Annotated in this window: 13 protein-coding genes; 10 read left to right on the forward strand and 3 right to left on the reverse strand. The window is 72.2% G+C overall.

Annotation, left to right across the window (positions count from 1 at the left end; all coding sequences use genetic code 11):
* The first annotated feature begins 90 nt into the window (after window positions 1-90).
* Window positions 91-1,995 (forward strand): Xaa-Pro dipeptidyl-peptidase, encoded by a 1,905-nt coding sequence (locus AB0383_RS40855; protein WP_366190120.1) that lies wholly within the window; start codon window positions 91-93, stop codon window positions 1,993-1,995.
* A gap of 50 nt (window positions 1,996-2,045) precedes the next feature.
* On the opposite strand, the gene AB0383_RS40860 is transcribed toward AB0383_RS40855, so the two are convergent.
* Window positions 2,046-3,236: a cation:proton antiporter gene (locus AB0383_RS40860; RefSeq protein ID WP_366190121.1), complete on the reverse strand. Its 1,191-nt coding sequence runs from the start codon at window positions 3,234-3,236 to the stop codon at window positions 2,046-2,048.
* Window positions 3,236-3,718, reverse strand: a complete 483-nt coding sequence (locus AB0383_RS40865; RefSeq protein WP_364177619.1) for a cation:proton antiporter regulatory subunit — start codon at window positions 3,716-3,718, stop codon at window positions 3,236-3,238. The genes AB0383_RS40860 and AB0383_RS40865 overlap by 1 nt, the downstream gene beginning before the upstream one ends.
* 179 nt (window positions 3,719-3,897) lie before the next feature.
* Between AB0383_RS40865 and AB0383_RS40870 the strand changes: the two genes are divergently transcribed.
* On the forward strand, window positions 3,898-4,794 hold the full coding sequence (locus tag AB0383_RS40870; RefSeq protein WP_366190122.1) for an alpha/beta hydrolase: 897 nt from the start codon (window positions 3,898-3,900) through the stop codon (window positions 4,792-4,794).
* A 44-nt stretch (window positions 4,795-4,838) separates the two neighbouring features.
* Here the strand turns inward: AB0383_RS40870 and AB0383_RS40875 are convergent, their stop codons facing one another.
* Window positions 4,839-5,207: a DUF4267 domain-containing protein gene (locus AB0383_RS40875; RefSeq protein WP_364177613.1), complete on the reverse strand. Its 369-nt coding sequence runs from the start codon at window positions 5,205-5,207 to the stop codon at window positions 4,839-4,841.
* Between the two features lie 91 nt (window positions 5,208-5,298).
* Between AB0383_RS40875 and AB0383_RS40880 the strand changes: the two genes are divergently transcribed.
* The 8 genes from AB0383_RS40880 (at window position 5,299) to AB0383_RS40915 (ending at window position 16,988) form a co-directional block, all read left to right on the forward strand.
* Entirely contained in the window at window positions 5,299-5,541 is a 243-nt protein-coding gene (locus tag AB0383_RS40880; protein ID WP_364177610.1) for a helix-turn-helix domain-containing protein, read from the forward strand.
* A 239-nt stretch (window positions 5,542-5,780) separates the two neighbouring features.
* Window positions 5,781-6,497, forward strand: coding sequence for a (d)CMP kinase (gene cmk / locus AB0383_RS40885; protein ID WP_354868412.1), 717 nt, complete (start codon window positions 5,781-5,783; stop codon window positions 6,495-6,497).
* On the forward strand, window positions 6,494-7,153 hold the full coding sequence (locus tag AB0383_RS40890; protein WP_364177607.1) for a lysophospholipid acyltransferase family protein: 660 nt from the start codon (window positions 6,494-6,496) through the stop codon (window positions 7,151-7,153). The genes cmk and AB0383_RS40890 overlap by 4 nt, the downstream gene beginning before the upstream one ends.
* Window positions 7,154-7,169: 16 nt before the next feature.
* A complete protein-coding gene (gene der / locus AB0383_RS40895) occupies window positions 7,170-8,654 on the forward strand; it encodes a ribosome biogenesis GTPase Der (RefSeq protein WP_366190123.1) in 1,485 nt (494 codons plus the stop codon).
* Window positions 8,655-9,020: 366 nt separating this feature from the next.
* Window positions 9,021-12,902: a Pls/PosA family non-ribosomal peptide synthetase gene (locus AB0383_RS40900; RefSeq protein ID WP_364177690.1), complete on the forward strand. Its 3,882-nt coding sequence runs from the start codon at window positions 9,021-9,023 to the stop codon at window positions 12,900-12,902.
* A gap of 82 nt (window positions 12,903-12,984) precedes the next feature.
* Window positions 12,985-14,403: a M1 family metallopeptidase gene (locus tag AB0383_RS40905; protein ID WP_366190124.1), complete on the forward strand. Its 1,419-nt coding sequence runs from the start codon at window positions 12,985-12,987 to the stop codon at window positions 14,401-14,403.
* A 58-nt stretch (window positions 14,404-14,461) separates the two neighbouring features.
* Window positions 14,462-15,337, forward strand: a complete 876-nt coding sequence (locus AB0383_RS40910; RefSeq protein ID WP_366190125.1) for a peptidylprolyl isomerase — start codon at window positions 14,462-14,464, stop codon at window positions 15,335-15,337.
* 103 nt (window positions 15,338-15,440) lie between these two features.
* Entirely contained in the window at window positions 15,441-16,988 is a 1,548-nt protein-coding gene (locus tag AB0383_RS40915) for a hypothetical protein (RefSeq protein WP_366190126.1), read from the forward strand.
* Window positions 16,989-16,995 lie beyond the last annotated feature (7 nt).

The raw sequence follows: 16,995 nt of genomic DNA on the forward strand, positions 1-16,995 counted from the left end.
CTCTCCGGTCCCCACTTTCCGCCCTGGTGCACCGCGTCCGCGTCCTCCTAGCTTGATCGAGATCGGCGAGACGGCTGGAGGGGACGCAGGATGCGGGTGTTCAGAGGGCTGTGCGCGGCGGTGGTCGTGGCCGCGGGGCTCGTGGTTCCGGTGCAGGCGGCGTCGGCGGTGCAACGACCCGCCGTCGGCTCCGAACCCGTGTACGACTTCGCCGGTGCGATCCGCGAAACGGTGTGGGTCGACGTCGGGCGCGACGGGGACGGCGACGGCAAACCCGACCGCGTGGCCGCCGACATCGTGCGGCCGGCCGAGCCCGCGGCGCAGGGGCGCAAGATCCCTGTGATCATGGACGCGAGCCCGTACTACTCCTCGCTCGGGCGCGGTAACGAGAGCGAGTTCAAGACCTACGACCAGCAGGGCCGTCCGGTCGGCTTCCCGCTGTACTACGACAATTACTTCGTGCCGCGCGGCTACGCGGTCGTGCTCGTGGACCTGGCCGGCACCAACCGGTCGACCGGCTGCGTCGACGTCGGTGGTGCTTCCGACGTGCAGTCGGCGAAAAAGGTCGTCGACTGGCTCAACGGGCGCGCCACCGGCTACAGCGCGAAGTCCGGCGGCAGCAAGGTCGCGGCGAGCTGGAGCGACGGCGGCGTCGGGATGATCGGCAAGTCCTACGACGGCACGATCGCCAACGGCGTGGCCGCCACGGGTGTCGCCGGGCTGAAGACGATCGTCCCGATCTCCGCGATCAGCTCCTGGTACGACTACTACCGCTCCGACGGCGCGTCGTTCGGCTTCGACCCGGACGGGCTCGCGGAGACCGTCGAGACGCGCAACGGCGGCCAGGACTGCTCGGCGCAGAACACGAAGCTCGCCAAGGGCGCCACCGCCAACGGCGACTTCGGCCCGTTCTGGGCCGATCGCGACTATGCGGCGCAGGCGAAGAACGTGCACGCGAGCGTGTTCGTCTCCCATGGTGTGAACGACCTGAACGTGAAGACGATCAACTTCGGCCAGTGGTGGGACGCGCTCGCGAAAGCCGGCGTGCAGCGCAAGATCTGGCTCGCGCAGACCGGCCACGTCGACCCGTTCGACTACCGCCGCACCGAGTGGGTGGACACGCTGCACCAGTGGTTCGACCACTACCTGATGGGCATCGACAACGGCATCGAGAAGCAGCCGATGGCCACCGTCGAGCGGCAGCCGGACCAGTGGGTCGACCAGTCCTCGTACCCGGCGGCGGGCGTGAAGGCCACCACGCTGCGCCCGCACGCCGGAGGCACTGCGGGCGTCGGCACGCTGAGCACGGCGGCGACCTCGGGCACGGCGTCGTTCACCGACAACCTCGACGGCAGCGAGAACGGCTGGGCGGCCAACCCGTCGGCGACCTCGCCCAACCGCGTCGTCTACAGCACCGGCTCACTTTCCGCGCCGCTGCAGGTTTCGGGCACGTCGTCGATCACCGTCACGGCCGCGCCGAGCACGTCGTCGGCCCGGCTCTCGGCGATGCTGGTGGACTACGGCCCCGCCACCATCCGCAACTACTCCGCGGGCGGCGAGGGCATCAAGACCGGCACCACCGAGACGTGCTGGGGCTCCACCGCCCCCGGCGACGACGCTTGCTACAAGGTGACCAGCGCCGACACCACGAACGTCGGCTTCACGGTGATCAGCCGCGGCTGGGCGGACCTGGCGAACTACCGGTCGCTGAGCAAGGAGTCGCCGCTCACGCCCGGCAAGCCTTACACGATGACCTTCCGCCTGGCGACCACCGACCACGTCGTCCCGGCGGGCCACACGCTGGCGCTCGTCATCGGCGGCACCGACGCCGACTTCATCACGGGCCCGGCGAAGGGACCGAAGCTGACGATCGACCTCGCGAAGACGTCGGTGCGGATCCCGTTGGTGGGTACGGCGCCGGCCGGCCCGGGTGCGGCGCTGCCGCGCACCGCGCTGTCGTCGGTGGCGAACCGGCCGCAGCTCGACCTCCGCTGACGCGTTTGTGGGGGGTGGCGCCGGTTCCCGCCGGCGCCATCCCTCACGCGTCAGGCGGTGGCTTCCGTGCGGGCCTCGCGCGGTTTCCGTTGCAGCGCCCGTGCGACCGGCTCCACGATCCGGGCTGCCGTGGGGCCGAGGATCGCCATGAGCAGCACGTAGGCGGTCGCCAGGGCGGCGAGCTCGCCGTCGACCGCGCCGGCGGTGACGGCGAGGCCGGCGATCACGATGGAGAACTCGCCGCGGGCCACCAGGGCCGCCCCGGCGCGGGCGCGGCCCAGTTTGCCGATGCCCTGTCTTCGCGCGGCCCACCAGCCCGTTCCGACCTTGGTCAGCGTGGTCGCCACGGCCAGCACCACGGCCCAGCCGAGCACCGGCGGGATCGACGCCGGGTCGGTGTTCAGGCCGAACACCACGAAGAACACCGCCGCGAACAGGTCGCGCAGGGGTTCGAGCAGGCGCGTGGCGTTGTGGGCCGTCGAGCCGGACACGGCGATGCCGAGCAGGAACGCGCCGACGGCAGCCGAGACCTGCATCGCCGACGCGAGGCCCGCTACGAGCAGCGCGGCGCCGAGGATCTTGAGCAGGAACACCTCGCGGTCGTCGCTGTCCACGATGGCGGAGACGTAGCGGCCGAACTTCAGCGCGATCACCAGCACCACGGTGATCACCAGGAGCGAGATGCCGACCGCTTCGAGGCCGCCGAGGAAGCTGACGCCGCCGAGGATCGCCGTGAGGATCGGCAGGTACAGCGCCATCACGAGGTCCTCGAACACCAGGATCGACAGCACCACCGGCGTCTCGCGGTTACCGAGGCGGCCGAGGTCGCCGAGCACCTTCGCGACGATGCCGGACGACGAGATGTAGGTGACGCCCGCCATCACGATCGCGCCGATCGGGCCCCAGCCCAGCAGCAGCGCGACGGCCGCGCCGGGCAGTGCGTTGAGCACGATGTCGAGCAGGCCCGCCGTCCACGAGCGGCGCAGGCCCGTGAACAGCTCCGCCGCCGAGTACTCCAGCCCCAGCAGCAGGAGCAGCAGCACCACGCCGATCTCGCTGGCCAGGTGCGTGAAGTCGCCGATGTCGGTGAGCGGGATCAGGCCGCCGGAGCCGAAGCACAGGCCGCCGAGGAGGTAGAGCGGGATGGGGGAGAGGCCGATGCGGCCGGCGAGCCTGCCCAGCACGCCGAGCACGAAGAAGACCCCGCCGAGTTCGATCAGGGACAGCGCGGTGTGGTCCATCAGCCTTGCTTGAGGATCTTGGCGGCGGCGTCCAGACCTTCGGACGTCCCGACCGCGACGAGCAGGTCGCCCGCGGTGAAGGTGAAGTCAGGCGTCGGCGACGGGTGCACCTGGCCGGCGCGCGCCACCGCGACCACCGACACGCTGGTGCGGGTGCGCATCGCCGTGTCGCCGAGCGTGCGGCCGTCGAACGGCCCGTCCTCGGTGATCGGCAGCTGGCGCGTGTGGATGCCGGGCAGCTCCCGGTGCTCTTCGGTCAGCTGCGCGACGAGCTGCGGCGCGCCGAGCAGGTTGGCCAGCGCGCCGGCCTCGTCCGCGGTGAGCGGCAGCGAGGCGAGGCAGGCGTCGACGTCATCCGCCTTGGACACGATCAGCTCGATCTTGCCGTCCCGCTGGGTGACGACACCGATGCGCCGTCCCGCACGCGTGGCGAAGTCCTTCCGGACACCGATTCCGGGCAGGGGAGTCACTTCCACGTTCACACCGGCCACGGTAACCCATTGTCCGATTCGCGAGGCTCAGACGAGCTCCGGCAGCCGGTGGTCACGACCACCGCGCGCGTCGCCGACCGTGGCGGCCCGGTGAAATTCCCGCCCCGCACGAGGTCTGGAGCACCACGGTCGTGCTCGCCTAGGGTTCCCCGTGCCGGGAGGAGGCCACGATGGCCGAGTTCGCACGGGACCGCGTCACCGCCAACGGGATCACGTTCGAGTACCTCGAGGCCGGTGAGGGTCCGCTCGCGTTGTGCATGCACGGGTTCCCGGACACGCCCTTCACCTACCGGCACCTGCTGCCCGCGCTCGCCGCGGCCGGGTTCCACGCGGTCGCGCCGTTCGTGCGCGGGTTCGCGCCGACGGAACTGCCACCGCTGCGCCACTTCGTGCACTCCAGCGTGATGGTCGCCGACCAGATCGCGCTGACCCGGGCGCTCGGCGGTGGTCCGGACGCGCTGCTGGTGGCGCACGACTGGGGCGCGGTCGGGGCGTGGGGCGCGCTCGGGCGGGCTCCCGAGCTGTGGGGGCGCGCGGTGATCCTCAACATCCCGCCGTTCGAGATCTTCGGCGAGAACCTGGGCACCTACGCGCAGATCAAGCGCAGCTTCTACTTCTGGTACTTCCAGATGCAGCGGGCGATCGAGGACCGGATCCGCCAGGACGACTTCGCCTTCATCCGCGACATCTGGGGCGACTGGTCTCCCGGCTACCCGGCCGACGAGGACTTGGGCTACCTGCGGGCCGCGCTCGCCGATCCCGACCACCTGCACGCCGCGCTGGGTTACTACTGGGGCCAGTTCGACCCGACGCGCTTCGGCACGCCCGAGTGGATGGCCGAGCAGGCCGCCGCGTGGGGTGGCAGTGTGCCCCAGCCGTTGCTCTACCTGCACGGCACCAACGACGGCTGCCACGGCATGACCGCGGCCCAGGTCGAGCGGGTGACCGAGTTCGGCGGGCCGGGCTCCGAGTCGGAGCTGATCGAGGGGGTCGGGCACTTCATGCTCGTCGAGCGGCCGAAGGAGCTCAACGACCGCATCAGCGGCTGGCTGAACCGCACCGGCTGACCGGCCGCGCCACGTGCCGGGGCGCAGCCCCACGGTGCCGCCGGTCAGGAGAGCTCGAGCAGGAGCGTGGCCACGACCATGACGGCCGCCGTCGCGCCGTGGACGGAGAACGCGATCGCCCGGCTTCCCTTGTGGCGCAGGATGATCAGCATGTCGCCCACGGGGATGAACGCCTCGGCGAGCAGGATCCAGCCGAGGACGTGCGGACCGGCCGCGAGCATCGCCGCGCCCACCACCAGCCCGGACGCGATGTCGCGCACGCCCTTGATGTGGAAGAACGCCGTCGTGCCGGTCGGGATCGTGGCGAGGCCGAAGCCGGCGGCGGTCTTCTCCGGCGCCAGCAGGTAGCTCAGTCCCACGTAGATGATGCCGATCGCGACGATTCCGGCGATGACGTAGGCGGTGACGAGCACAGGGTCCTCCAGTGAATCTAGCGATGCTAGGAACCCCGTCAACGCTAACTTAGCTGAGATAGTTTGTCTAGCGGTGCTAGAGTCACTGCTCATGAACCGGCGACTGCGCAAGGAGCGCGGCCGAGCGGACCGGAAACGGCGGATCGTCGCCGCCGCCCGCGAGCTCGCCGAGGCGCAGGGCTGGGACGCGGTCACCACGCGCCGGCTCGCCGCGCTGATCGAGTACAGCCAGCCCGTGCTGCACAGCCACTTCGCCGGCAAGGACGCGATCATGGCGGCCGCCGCGCTGGCGCCCTGCACGGCCTGGTCATCCTCGACCGCGGGCACCGGCTGAGCCCGGGTCACCGCGAAAAGCGGCTGGCCGTGCTGGTGTCGCGCTTCGGCGGCTGAGCGGCCCGCCGGGCGCGCCGCCGGAACCGTTGCCGGACCCTTGCCGGACCCCTTGCCGGACCCGGACGAACAGCCCGGCAGAGCCGCCTCACCGGCCGTGCCGGGCGGCGGGCAGAATGAACGCCGATCACGCAGAGCAGGACGAACGCGAGGAGAGTTTCGGTGACGGGAGCCCTACGTGGTGTGGTCGCGCTGGACGGCCCGTCGGGAACCGGCAAGACCACGGTCGCGCGCAAGCTCGCCGACCGGCTCGGCGCGGGCTACCTCGACACGGGCGCGATGTACCGGCTCGTGACGCTCGCCGTGCTGCGCGCGGGCACCGACCCGGCCGACACCGACGCCGTCGGTCACCTCGCCCACGACGTGCACTTCAGCATCGGCACCAGCCCCGAGCGCCCCGAGGTCCGCCTCGGCGACGAGGACGTGGCCGCCGACATCCGCGGGCCCGAGGTCACGCAGGCCGTGTCGGCCGTCTCCGCGGTGCCGCAGGTGCGCGAGCTGCTCGTGTCGCGGCAGCGCCGGATCATCGCCGACGTGCTCGCCGACACCGGCGGCATCGTCGTGGAAGGCCGCGACATCGGCACGGTCGTGGCGCCCGAGTCGCCGCTCAAGGTCTACCTCACCGCGTCGGCCGACGTCCGCGCCGCGCGCCGCAGCGGGCAGGACAGCGCCGCCGGGCGCGACACGAGCGTCGAGGCGGCGCGCGAGTCCGTCGAACGCCGGGACCGCCTCGACTCCACGCGGGCGACGTCGCCGCTGCGCGCGGCCGAGGACGCCGTGCCGGTCGACACCTCGGAGCTGTCCATCGACCAGGTGATCGTGGCGCTCGCCGAGCTGGCCTGCCGTCGCGGCCTGCTCGACGACTGTCCCGCCGAAGCCGAGGTCGAGGCGCGGGCATGACCGGTGGCGCTCTCCCCGAGGGTGCGATCGGCCTCCTGCACGACGCCGGTCGTGTCTTCGGGCGGTACCATCTGCGATCGGTCTTCCGGATCCGGGTGCACGGGCGCGACCGGATGCCCGACGCCGGCCCGGTCGTGGTGATCGCCAACCACAGCTCCATGATCGAGCCGCAGCTGATTTTCGGAATGCTGCCGCGGCGTTCGGCGTTCCTGGTCAAGGCCGAGATGTTCAAGGGCGCGTCGGGGTGGTTCCTGCGGGCGATCGGCCAGATCCCGGTCAAGCGGGGTGAGATCGACCGCACACCACTGATGACGGCGGTCGGCGTGCTGAAGGCCGGCGGGGTCGTCGGCATCTTCCCCGAGGGCACCCGGGGCGCCGGCGACGTCGGCGTGGCCGAAAAAGGCGCGGCCTGGCTGGTCCGCGCCGCCGGGGCGACCGTGCTGCCGGTCGCGACGCGGGGCACGTTGAAGCCCGCGAACGGGAAGCGGCGCTGGCGCCCGCGCGTGGACATCCTCGTGGGGGAGCCGTTCACGCCGAAGGTGGGCCCGGGCCGGACCGGCCTGGAAGAGGGCACCGAGGAGCTGCGCCTGCAGCTCGCGGGGCTCGTGAAGACTTTGGACGATTGGCGCGCCGAGAACCGAATCGGCTCGCCGTAGGTGAAGTGGGAACACGATGACAGGGTTTGACGGCGTCGCTGACGCCGGGTTCGAAGGTGCCGGAGAGATCGACGGCACCTGGTCCGACGAGACCGAGTTCGCCGCGCTCGACGCGCAGATCGAGGCCGACGGCGCCGCCGAGCAGGCGAACCTCGCGCAGCCGGTGCTGGCCGTGGTGGGCAGGCCCAACGTGGGCAAGTCCACTCTGGTCAACCGCATCCTCGGCCGGCGCGAGGCCGTGGTGCAGGACGTGCCGGGTGTGACGCGCGACCGTGTCGCCTACGACGCCTACTGGGGCGGTCGGCGGTTCACGCTCGTCGACACCGGCGGCTGGGAGCCCGACGCGACCGGCCTGCAGGCTTCCGTGGCGGCGCAGGCGGAGATCGCGATGGAGACGGCCGACGCCGTGCTGCTCGTGCTCGACGCGTCCGTGGGCGCCACGGCCACCGACGAGGCCGTGGCCCGCGTGCTGCGGCGCTCGAAGAAGCCGGTACTGCTGGCCGCCAACAAGGTGGACGACGACCGGCTGCTCGCCGACACCGCGTCGCTGTGGCGCCTCGGCCTCGGCGAACCGCACCCGGTCAGTGCCCTGCACGGGCGCAGCTCGGGCGACCTGCTCGACGCGATCATCGAGGCCCTGCCCACCGCGCCGCGCGAAGCCGGCACCGTGAGCACCGGCCCGCGCCGCGTCGCGCTCGTCGGCAAGCCGAACGTGGGCAAGTCGAGCCTGCTCAACAAGCTCTCGGGCGAGCAGCGCTCGGTGGTCGACTCGGTCGCCGGCACGACCGTCGACCCGGTCGACTCACTGGTCGACCTCGACGGCGAGACCTGGCGGTTCGTGGACACGGCGGGTCTGCGCAAGCGGGTGAACTCCGCCAACGGCGCCGAGTACTACGCCTCCCTGCGCACCAAGACGGCGATCGACGCGGCCGAGGTCGCGATCGTGATGCTCGACGCCGGCGAGCCGTTGTCCGAGCAGGATCTGCGGGTGCTCACGATGGTCGTCGAGGCGGGCCGCTCGCTCGTGCTCGCCTTCAACAAGTGGGACCTCGTGGACGAGGACCGCCGCCACGCGATGGTGCGCGAGCTCGACCGCGGCCTGGTCCGCGTGCCGTGGGCGGAGAAGGTGAACATCTCCGCGCTCACCGGCCGGTCCGTGCGCAAGCTCGCGCCGGCGCTGCGGACGGCGCTGAAGTCGTGGGACCAGCGCGTGCCCACCGGCCAGCTCAACGGGTGGCTGTCGGACCTCATCGCCGCCACGCCGCCGCCGGTGCGCAGTGGCAAGCAGCCGAAGGTGCTCTTCGCCACGCAGGCCGGCATCCGCCCGCCGACGCTCGTGCTTTTCACCACCGGTTTCCTCGAGGCCGGTTACCGACGGTTCATCGAGCGCAAGTTCCGCGAGCGGTTCGGCTTCGAGGGCAGTCCCGTCCGGGTGAACGTCCGCGTGCGCGAAAAGAAGGCGAAGCCCAAGGTCGGGGGCAAGGCCGCGAAGAGCCGCTGACCTCGTCGGACGCTGATCGGACGCGGTTCGGACGCGCCGGGGGAGATCGTTTCCCCGGCGCGTTTTCGCGCTCTGTCACCGAATGCGGAACCGGTGACGCCCGACACTCGACCGTGACCCTTGCGCTATCTGACGTTCACCTCCGCGTATGGTGGATGGCTGCACCGGGCGCCTCATTCGGAGAGCCAGCCCGAATGACGCTCGCGGAAGGTGAGTGATGGGCTTGCGCGCCCACGGTAGGACCCTTTACGGCCTTTTTTCGAAACCCGCGGCTACGCGGCGTGACGGGGTGGCCCGGTGACTCTCACCGCCGACCACGCCCCCACCACCGAACTCGCCCTCGCCGCCGACGAGGCAACCACCGCACTGGCCTGTGTCGCCGAGGTGACCCACGCTCCCTCCGACACCCCGATCGCCGACCGCGCCCTGTTCTGGTCCGGGCTCGGCGCCAGCGAGCGCACGCTGCTCCAGATCCTCATGGAGACGGCCGAGCAGCACCCCAACGCCGCTGCCATCGACGACGGCACCACCACCCTGACCTACCGCCGGCTGCTCGAGGAGATCGAGACCTACGGCCGCCGCCTGCGGGCACACGGCGTCGGCCTCGGAGACCGCGTCGGCGTCCGCGTCTCGTCCGGCACTGCCGAGCTCTACGTCGCGATCCTCGCCACCCTGTCCGTCGGCGCCGCCTACGTGCCGGTCGACGCGGACGACCCCGAAGAGCGCGCGGAGCTCGTGTTCGGCGAAGCCGGCGTGGCCGCGATCGTCACCGACGGCATCATCACCGTCGCCGGCACCACTCTGGGACAGGGTGACGGCCGCCCCGGCCCGGCCGACGACGCGTGGATCATCTTCACGTCCGGGTCCACCGGCAAGCCCAAGGGCGTCGCCGTCACGCACGCCTCCGCCGCGGCCTTCGTGGACGCCGAGGCCGAGCTGTTCCTCACCGAGGAGCCCATCGGCCCCGGCGACCGCGTGCTCGCGGGCCTGAGCGTCGCGTTCGACGCCTCCTGCGAGGAGATGTGGCTCGCGTGGCGCCACGGCGCCTGCCTGGTGCCCGCGCCGCGCGCGCTGGTGCGCACCGGTGTCGACCTCGGCCCGTGGCTGGTCGCGCAGCGCATCACCGTCGTCTCCACCGTGCCGACGCTGGCCGCGCTGTGGCCCGCCGACGCGCTTGAGGACGTGCGCCTACTCATCTTCGGCGGCGAAGCGTGCCCGCCGGAGCTGGCCGAGCGCGTGGCCGTGGAAGGCCGCGAAGTCTGGAACACCTACGGCCCCACCGAGGCCACCGTCGTCGCCTGCGCCGCGCAGATGACCGGCGAAGGCCCGGTGCGCATCGGCCTGCCCCTCGTGGGCTGGCAGCTGGCCGTGGTCAACGAGGCGGGCGATCCGGTCGCCATGGGTGAGACCGGTGAGCTCGTGATCGGCGGCGTCGGTCTCGCGCGCTACCTCGACGCCGAGAAGGACGCCCAGAAGTTCGCGCCGCTGCCCTCGCTGGGCTGGCAGCGCGCCTACCGCAGCGGGGACATGGTCCGCGCCGAGCACGAAGGCCTGCTGTTCCTCGGCCGGCTCGACGAGCAGGTGAAGCTCGGCGGCCGCCGCATCGAGCTGGGCGAGGTCGACGCCGCGCTGCAGTCGTTGCCCGGCGTGCAGGGCGCGGCCGCCGCGGTCCGCCGCACCAAGGCCGGCAACCAGGTCCTCGTCGGGTACGTCGTGCCGAGCGCCGGCGCCACCTTCGATTCGGACGACGCCGCCACCCGGCTGCGCGAGCAGCTGCCGGCCGCGCTGGTGCCGCTGCTCGCGGTCATCGACGACCTGCCCACGCGCACCTCGGGCAAGGTCGACCGCGCCGCGCTGCCGTGGCCGCTGTCCACTGTGGACGTCGGGGCCGCCGGCCTGTCCGCCACCGAGGCGTGGCTGGCCGAGGGCTGGTCGGAGATCCTCGGCGTGTCCGTGACGGACCCGAAGGCCGACTTCTTCACCCACGGCGGCGGCAGCCTCACCGCCGCGCAGCTCATCGCGCGCATCCGCACCCGCCACCCCGAGGTGTCGGTCAACGACATCTACCAGCACCCGAGGCTCGGGTCGCTGGCCACGATGCTCGACAAGCTCAGCGGCCAGGAGACCGAACGCCGCGACATCGCGCCGACGCCGCGCCGCGCGGGCGTGGTCCAGACGCTGCTGATGCTCCCCCTCATGGGTCTGGTCGGCCTGCGCTGGGCGTCGCTCGCCGCGGTGGCCTCCAATGTGCTGTCGCTGCTCGGGTTCTCCTGGGCGCCCACGCTGAACTGGGCGTGGCTCGTGCTCGCGTGGCTGGTGCTGTTCAGCCCCGCCGGCCGCATCGCGATCGCCGCGGGCGGCGCGCGGGTGCTGCTGTCGGGCGTGCGCCCCGGCAGCTACCCGCGTGGCGGGAGCGTGCACCTGCGCCTGTGGACGGCCGAGAAGCTCGCGGAGTTCAGTGGCGCGGACAGCGTCGCCGGTGCTTCGTGGATGACGACGTACGCCAAGGCGCTCGGTGCCCGGGTCGCCAGGGACGTGGACCTGCACTCGCCGCCGCCGGTCACCGGCTTCCTGAAGCTGGGCCGCGGTGCCGCCGTGGAGCCCGAGGTGGACCTGACCGGCCACTGGGTCGACGGCGACCTCGTGCACATCGGCAAGATCCGGATCGGCGCGGAGGCCCGCGTCGGTTCGCGCAGCACGCTGTTCCCGGGCGCCCGCATCGGCAAGGGCGCGGAGATCGCCGCCGGTTCGACCGTGCGCGGTGCCGTGCCGGCCGGGCAGCGCTGGGCGGGTTCGCCCGCGGTGCGCTCGGGCAACGCCAAGGACGCGCTGAAGTGGCCGGGCAGCCGGCCGCCGCGGTCGCGCTTCTGGGCGACCGTGTACGGCATCACCTCGTTCGTGCTCGGGTTCCTGCCGGGCATCGCGGCGCTGCCGGGCGTGGCCGTGCTCGGCTACGCGATCTGGGGCGCGCCGACGCTGCCGGCCGCCCTCACGCAGGCCCTGATCTTCGCCCCGGTCGCCACCGTCGCCTACTTCCTCACCTACGCGCTGCTGGTGCTGGCCGGCGTCCGGGCGCTCGGCGTCGGCATGGTCGAGGGCTACCACCCGGTTCACGGCCGCGTCGCGTGGCAGGTGTGGGCCACCGAGCGCCTCATGGGGATGGCCCGCGAAGGCCTGTTCCCCTTGTACGCCAGCCTGTTCACGCCGGTGTGGCTGCGGCTGCTCGGCGCGAAGGTCGGCCGCAACGTCGAGGCGTCGACCGTGCTCGCGTTGCCGAAGATGACCAAGGTCGACAGCGGCGCGTTCCTCGCCGACGACACGATGGTCGCGACCTACGAGCTGGGTCACGGCTGGCTGCACGTCGCCCCGGCACGCATCGGCAAGCAGGCGTTCCTCGGCAACTCCGGTATGACGGCGCCGGGCCGTTCGGTGCCGAAGCGCGGCCTCGTGGGCGTGCTGTCCTCGACGCCGCTGAAGGCCAAGAAGGGCTCGTCCTATCTCGGCATGCCGCCGCTCCCGGTCCGCCGGGCGGTCGGCGACGCCGACACCAGCCGCACCTACACCCCGGCGCTGCACCTCAAGGCCGCGCGGGCGTTCGTGGAGCTGCTGCGGATCGTGCCGGTGATGTGCGGGGTCGCCCTCGCCGTGGGCGTCGCGTTCTCACTGCTGGCGATCGCGTCGCTCTGGGGGTTCGGCATCGCCGCGCTGCTGGCCGGACCGGTGTTGCTGGCCGCCGGTGTCGTCGCCGCGCTCACCGCCACCGTGGTGAAGTGGCTGCTGGTCGGGAAGTTCCGCGCGATCGAGCACCCGTTGTGGAGCTCCTTCGTGTGGCGTAACGAGCTGGCCGACACCTTCGTCGAGACGCTCGCGGTGCCGTGGCTGATCGGATCGGTCGGCGGCACGCCCCTGCTCACCGCCTGGCTGCGCACCATGGGCGTGAAGATCGGCCGCGGCGTGTGGCTGGAGACGTACTGGCTGCCGGAGTCGGACCTCGTCCGCCTCGGCGACGGCACGACGATCAACCGCGGCTGCGTGGTGCAGACGCACCTGTTCCACGACCGGATCATGAGCATGTCCCGGGTGGAGCTGGACGAGGGCGCCACGCTCGGCCCGCACGGCATCGTGCTGCCGGGCGCGAGCATCGGCGCGCGCACCACCGTGGGCCCGGGTTCGCTCGTCACGCGTGGCGACGCGGTGCCGGCCGACACGCGCTGGCTCGGCAACCCGATTTCGACCTGGCGTCGGTGAGCCCGGGACCGTTGCGGCGCGCCAAGATCCGCGCGATCCTGCTGGAAGACGATTACCTCACGGAAAGCGGGGTTCTGCTCGCGTGACGTCGAAGGCTGCCGCGCCGGCACCCGGCGCGGAAACCTCCGCAGATTCGTACCTCCCCGGTCACGGCAACGGTGGCTACCACGTCCGCCACTACGACTTGGACCTCGACTACCGCGTCGGGCCCAACCGGCTCAGCGCTACCGCGGTGCTCACCTGCGTGGCGACGCAGGCCCTGTCGCGGCTGTCGCTCGACCTCGGCGAGTTCCGCGTCTCGCGGGTGTTCGTCGACGGCCGGCCGGCGAAGTTCGTCCGGCGCGGGCTGAAGCTCCAGGTGAAGCCCATCCGGTCGATGGCGGCCGGCACGGAGTTCCGTGTCGAGGTCCGCTACGTCGGCAACCCGCGGCCGGTGCCGAGCCGCTGGGGCGACATCGGGTGGGACGAACTCACCGACGGCGCGCTCGTCGCGAGCCAGCCGATCGGCGCTCCGTCGTGGTTCCCGTGCAACGACCACCCGGCAGACAAGGCGACCTACCGCGTCACGGTGACGACCTCGTCGTCGTACCTGGTCGCGGTGACGGGGAACCTCGTGTCGCGCTACCAGTCGGCGAGCACCGCGACCTGGGTGTTCGAGCGGCCGGAGCCGACGGCGACGTACCTGATGAGCGTGCAGGTCGGGCGCTACGACGACGTCGAGCTCGTGGCCGGGGCCGGCGCGGGCTGGTTCTCGCACCCCGAGGCGCGGGCGTTCCGGCTGCGCCTCGGGTTCGGGCGCGCCAGCAGCGTCGAGTCCGTGGTGTCGACCGTGCCGCAGCGGGCCGCGGTGCCGCCGCGGCTGCGCAAGGCGTTCGCGCGCGACTTCGGCCGCCAGGGCCGGATGATGGACGTGCTGCAGCGCCTGTTCGGTCCGTACCCGTTCGGCGAGTACGTGGTGGTCGTGACCGATGACGAGCTCGACGACCCGATCGAGGCGCAGGGGATGTCCATCTTCGGCGCCAACCACGTCGACGGCCGGCGCACCTACGAGCGCCTGGTCGTGCACGAGCTCGCGCACCAGTGGTTCGGCAACAGCCTCACCGTCGCCGACTGGCGCCACATTTGGCTCAACGAGGGCTTCGCGACATACGCCGAGTGGCTGTGGTCGGAGGAGTCCGGCGGCCAGTCGGCGGAGTCGCTGGCGCGGATGTGGCACGCACGGATGAAGGCCAGGCCGGCCGACGTGCGCATCAGCGACCCGGGTGTGGGGCGGATGTTCGACGAGCGCGTGTACAAACGCGGCGCGCTCACGCTGCACGCCCTGCGCGGCGAGATCGGTGACCCGGCGTTCTTCGCGCTCGTCAAGGCGTGGACCTCGGAACACCGCCACGCCACGGTGAGCACCGAGGAGTTCGTCGCGTCCGCCGAGGCCTACGCGGCTCGCGCCCTGCGGCCGTTCTTCACCTCCTGGCTGGAGACACCCGCGCTGCCGGAGCTGTAACCCGTTCCCTCGCGCGAGCCGGAGCGGGCAGAATGGCGGCCTGACGAAGGGGGCGTCCATGACATGGCCGCAGCAGCCCGGTCCGCCGTGGCGAAGTGGTACCGGCGCTTGGGTGGTGTTCGGCGCGGTGGTGGTGGTCGTGGTCGCTTTCGGGGTGACCGCGTTCGTCGCCCCGGGGTTCCTCCGCCCGACGCGCACGGTGTCGGGCGTGGGACAGGTGGTGCCGGGCGCTTCCGTGGCGGCTCCGCCGTCTTCGGACGCCGCTGCGCCGTCGGCGGGCGACGGGCCGCCGGTCTCCATCCCGGCCGCGCGCACGGCGGAACCGCATCGCCCGCAACCGCTGGCCGACCCGTCGAGCTGCAGCTACCCGGCCGACCCGAACGGACCCGCCGCCAAGCCCGCGACGCCGCCCGCCGACGGGCCGGAGCCCGCGAGCGGCACCGTCGGCGCGACCTTGGCCACCACGGCCGGGGACATCGGGCTGACGTTGGACCGCGCGCTCGCGCCGTGCGCGGTGGCGAGTTTCGTGACACTGGCGAAGGAGGGCTTCTACACGGGGACCAGCTGCCACCGGCTCGGCACGACCGATCTGCAGATGCTGCAGTGCGGCGACCCGGCCGGCGACGGCACGGGCGGGCCCGGGTACACGGTGCCGGACGAGTTCTTCCCGCAGCTGACCTACGGCCGCGGCCTGGTCGCGTTGGCCAACACGGGCCAGCCCGCCTCCGGCGGCAGCCAGTTTTTCCTGATGTTCGGCGACACGCCGATCCCGCCGACGTACACGGTGTTCGGCACCGTCTCCGACGCCGGGCTCACCGTTCTGGACAAGGTCGCGCGTGGTGGCGTGGACACGTCGTCGGCGGGTGCGTACGGCGACGGTACGGGACGGCCGCGGATCCCCGTCACCTTCACGGCGGTGTCGGTCCAGGGCTGAGCAGTCCGGGGCCGGCCGTCCGGAGTCGAGCACCCGGCCGTCACCCCGGCCGTCACGCGGACGGCGGCTGTGGCCCCGCTGGCTGGGACGGCAGGCTCTTCCGATGGCTTCCGTCAGGCGGCAACGGCATCTGAACCAGGCGTTCATGGGCATCCCGCGAAGGGCGGAGTCGTCGGATCGGGCCACGCTGACGCGGACGTTCGTGGCGGCCGGGTCGTTTTCGGCGATGCTGCACTCGACCGACCACCAGGTGCTCTACGGCCGCCGCGGCGCGGGTAAGACGCACGCTTTGCTGTACCTCAGTGATCTCGTGGACCGCACCGGCGACATCGCGGTCTACGTCGACCTGCGCACGCTCGGCAGTGCGGGCGGGTTGTACTCGGACGGCGGAACTTCGGCGGCCGTCCGGGGGACGCAACTGCTCGTCGACACGATCGAGGCGGTGCACGAGGAACTGCTGGCCGTGGCCGTGGAGCGCGAGCTGGGCAACCCGGACACGCTGTTGCCGGCACTCGACGCGCTCGCCGAGGCGGCCACGGCGGTCGAGGTGGTGGGGGAGGTGGAGCGCGAGACGCGGGCGAGTGCGTCGGAGGACGCGGTCCTCGGCGTCGAGGTCGGGCTGCCGCCCGCGGCGCGGATCTCGCTGGGGCACAAGCGTTCCGCCGGCCGCGAGAGCCGCCTGCGGCGCACCGGTACCGAGCGCCACCACGTGGTGTTCGGCCCACTGGGGCGCGCGTTGCGGGCGGTGGTGCGAGCGCTGGAGGGCCGGCGGCTGTGGCTGCTGCTCGACGAGTGGAGCGCGCTTCCCTTGCAGCTGCAGCCGTTGCTGGCCGACCTGCTGCGCCGCACGTTCCTGCCGACGGCCGGCGTCACCGTGAAGATCGCGGCCATCGAACGGCGCTCGCGGTTTCGGGAACGGCTCGCCGACGGCGATCACCTCGGCATCGAGGTCGGCGCCGACGCCGCTTCGGCCGTGAGCCTCGACGACATCATGATCCTTGACGACGCCCGCACCCGTGCGCTCGAGTTCTTCGCGCAGCTGTTCCACAACCACGCTGCCGTCCGGCTGGTCGCCACACTCCCGGCACCGCCGTCCGACGCCGAGGCGTTCGTCGCGGAAACCTTCCGCGGCACCGCGTTCGCCGAGCTGGTGCGCGCGGCCGAAGGCGTGCCGCGCGACGCGATCAACATCGCGGCCCTGGCGGCCCAGCACGCGCACGACCAGCCCATCGGGCTGCGCGAGGTCCGCCTCGCCGCCCGCGACTGGTACCTGCGCGACAAGCACAGCGCCATCAGCGCCGACGAGACGGCCACGACAGTGCTGCGCCTGCTCGTCGACGAGGTCGTCGGCCGGCGCCGCTCGCGCACCTTCCTGCTCGACCGCTCGCCGGGCCCGCGCCACGCCGTGATCGCCGACCTCTACGACGCGCGGCTGATGCACGTCCTGCGCCGCGGGCTCGCCGATCCGCACCGGCCCGGCACACTGTACGACGGCTTCGCCATCGACTACGGCTGTTACGTGGCTCTGCTGCTGGGCAAGGACGCCACTCGCCGCCCGCACGCCCGGGGTTCGTGGCTCACGTTGCCGAGGGGCGTGCCGCCCGACGGGTTCAACCTCGCGCACGAAGCCGTGGATCTCGAGGCCCTGTAACGCGGTC

The organism is Amycolatopsis sp. NPDC051373 (assembly GCF_040689465.1).
GTDB lineage: Bacteria > Actinomycetota > Actinomycetes > Mycobacteriales > Pseudonocardiaceae > Amycolatopsis.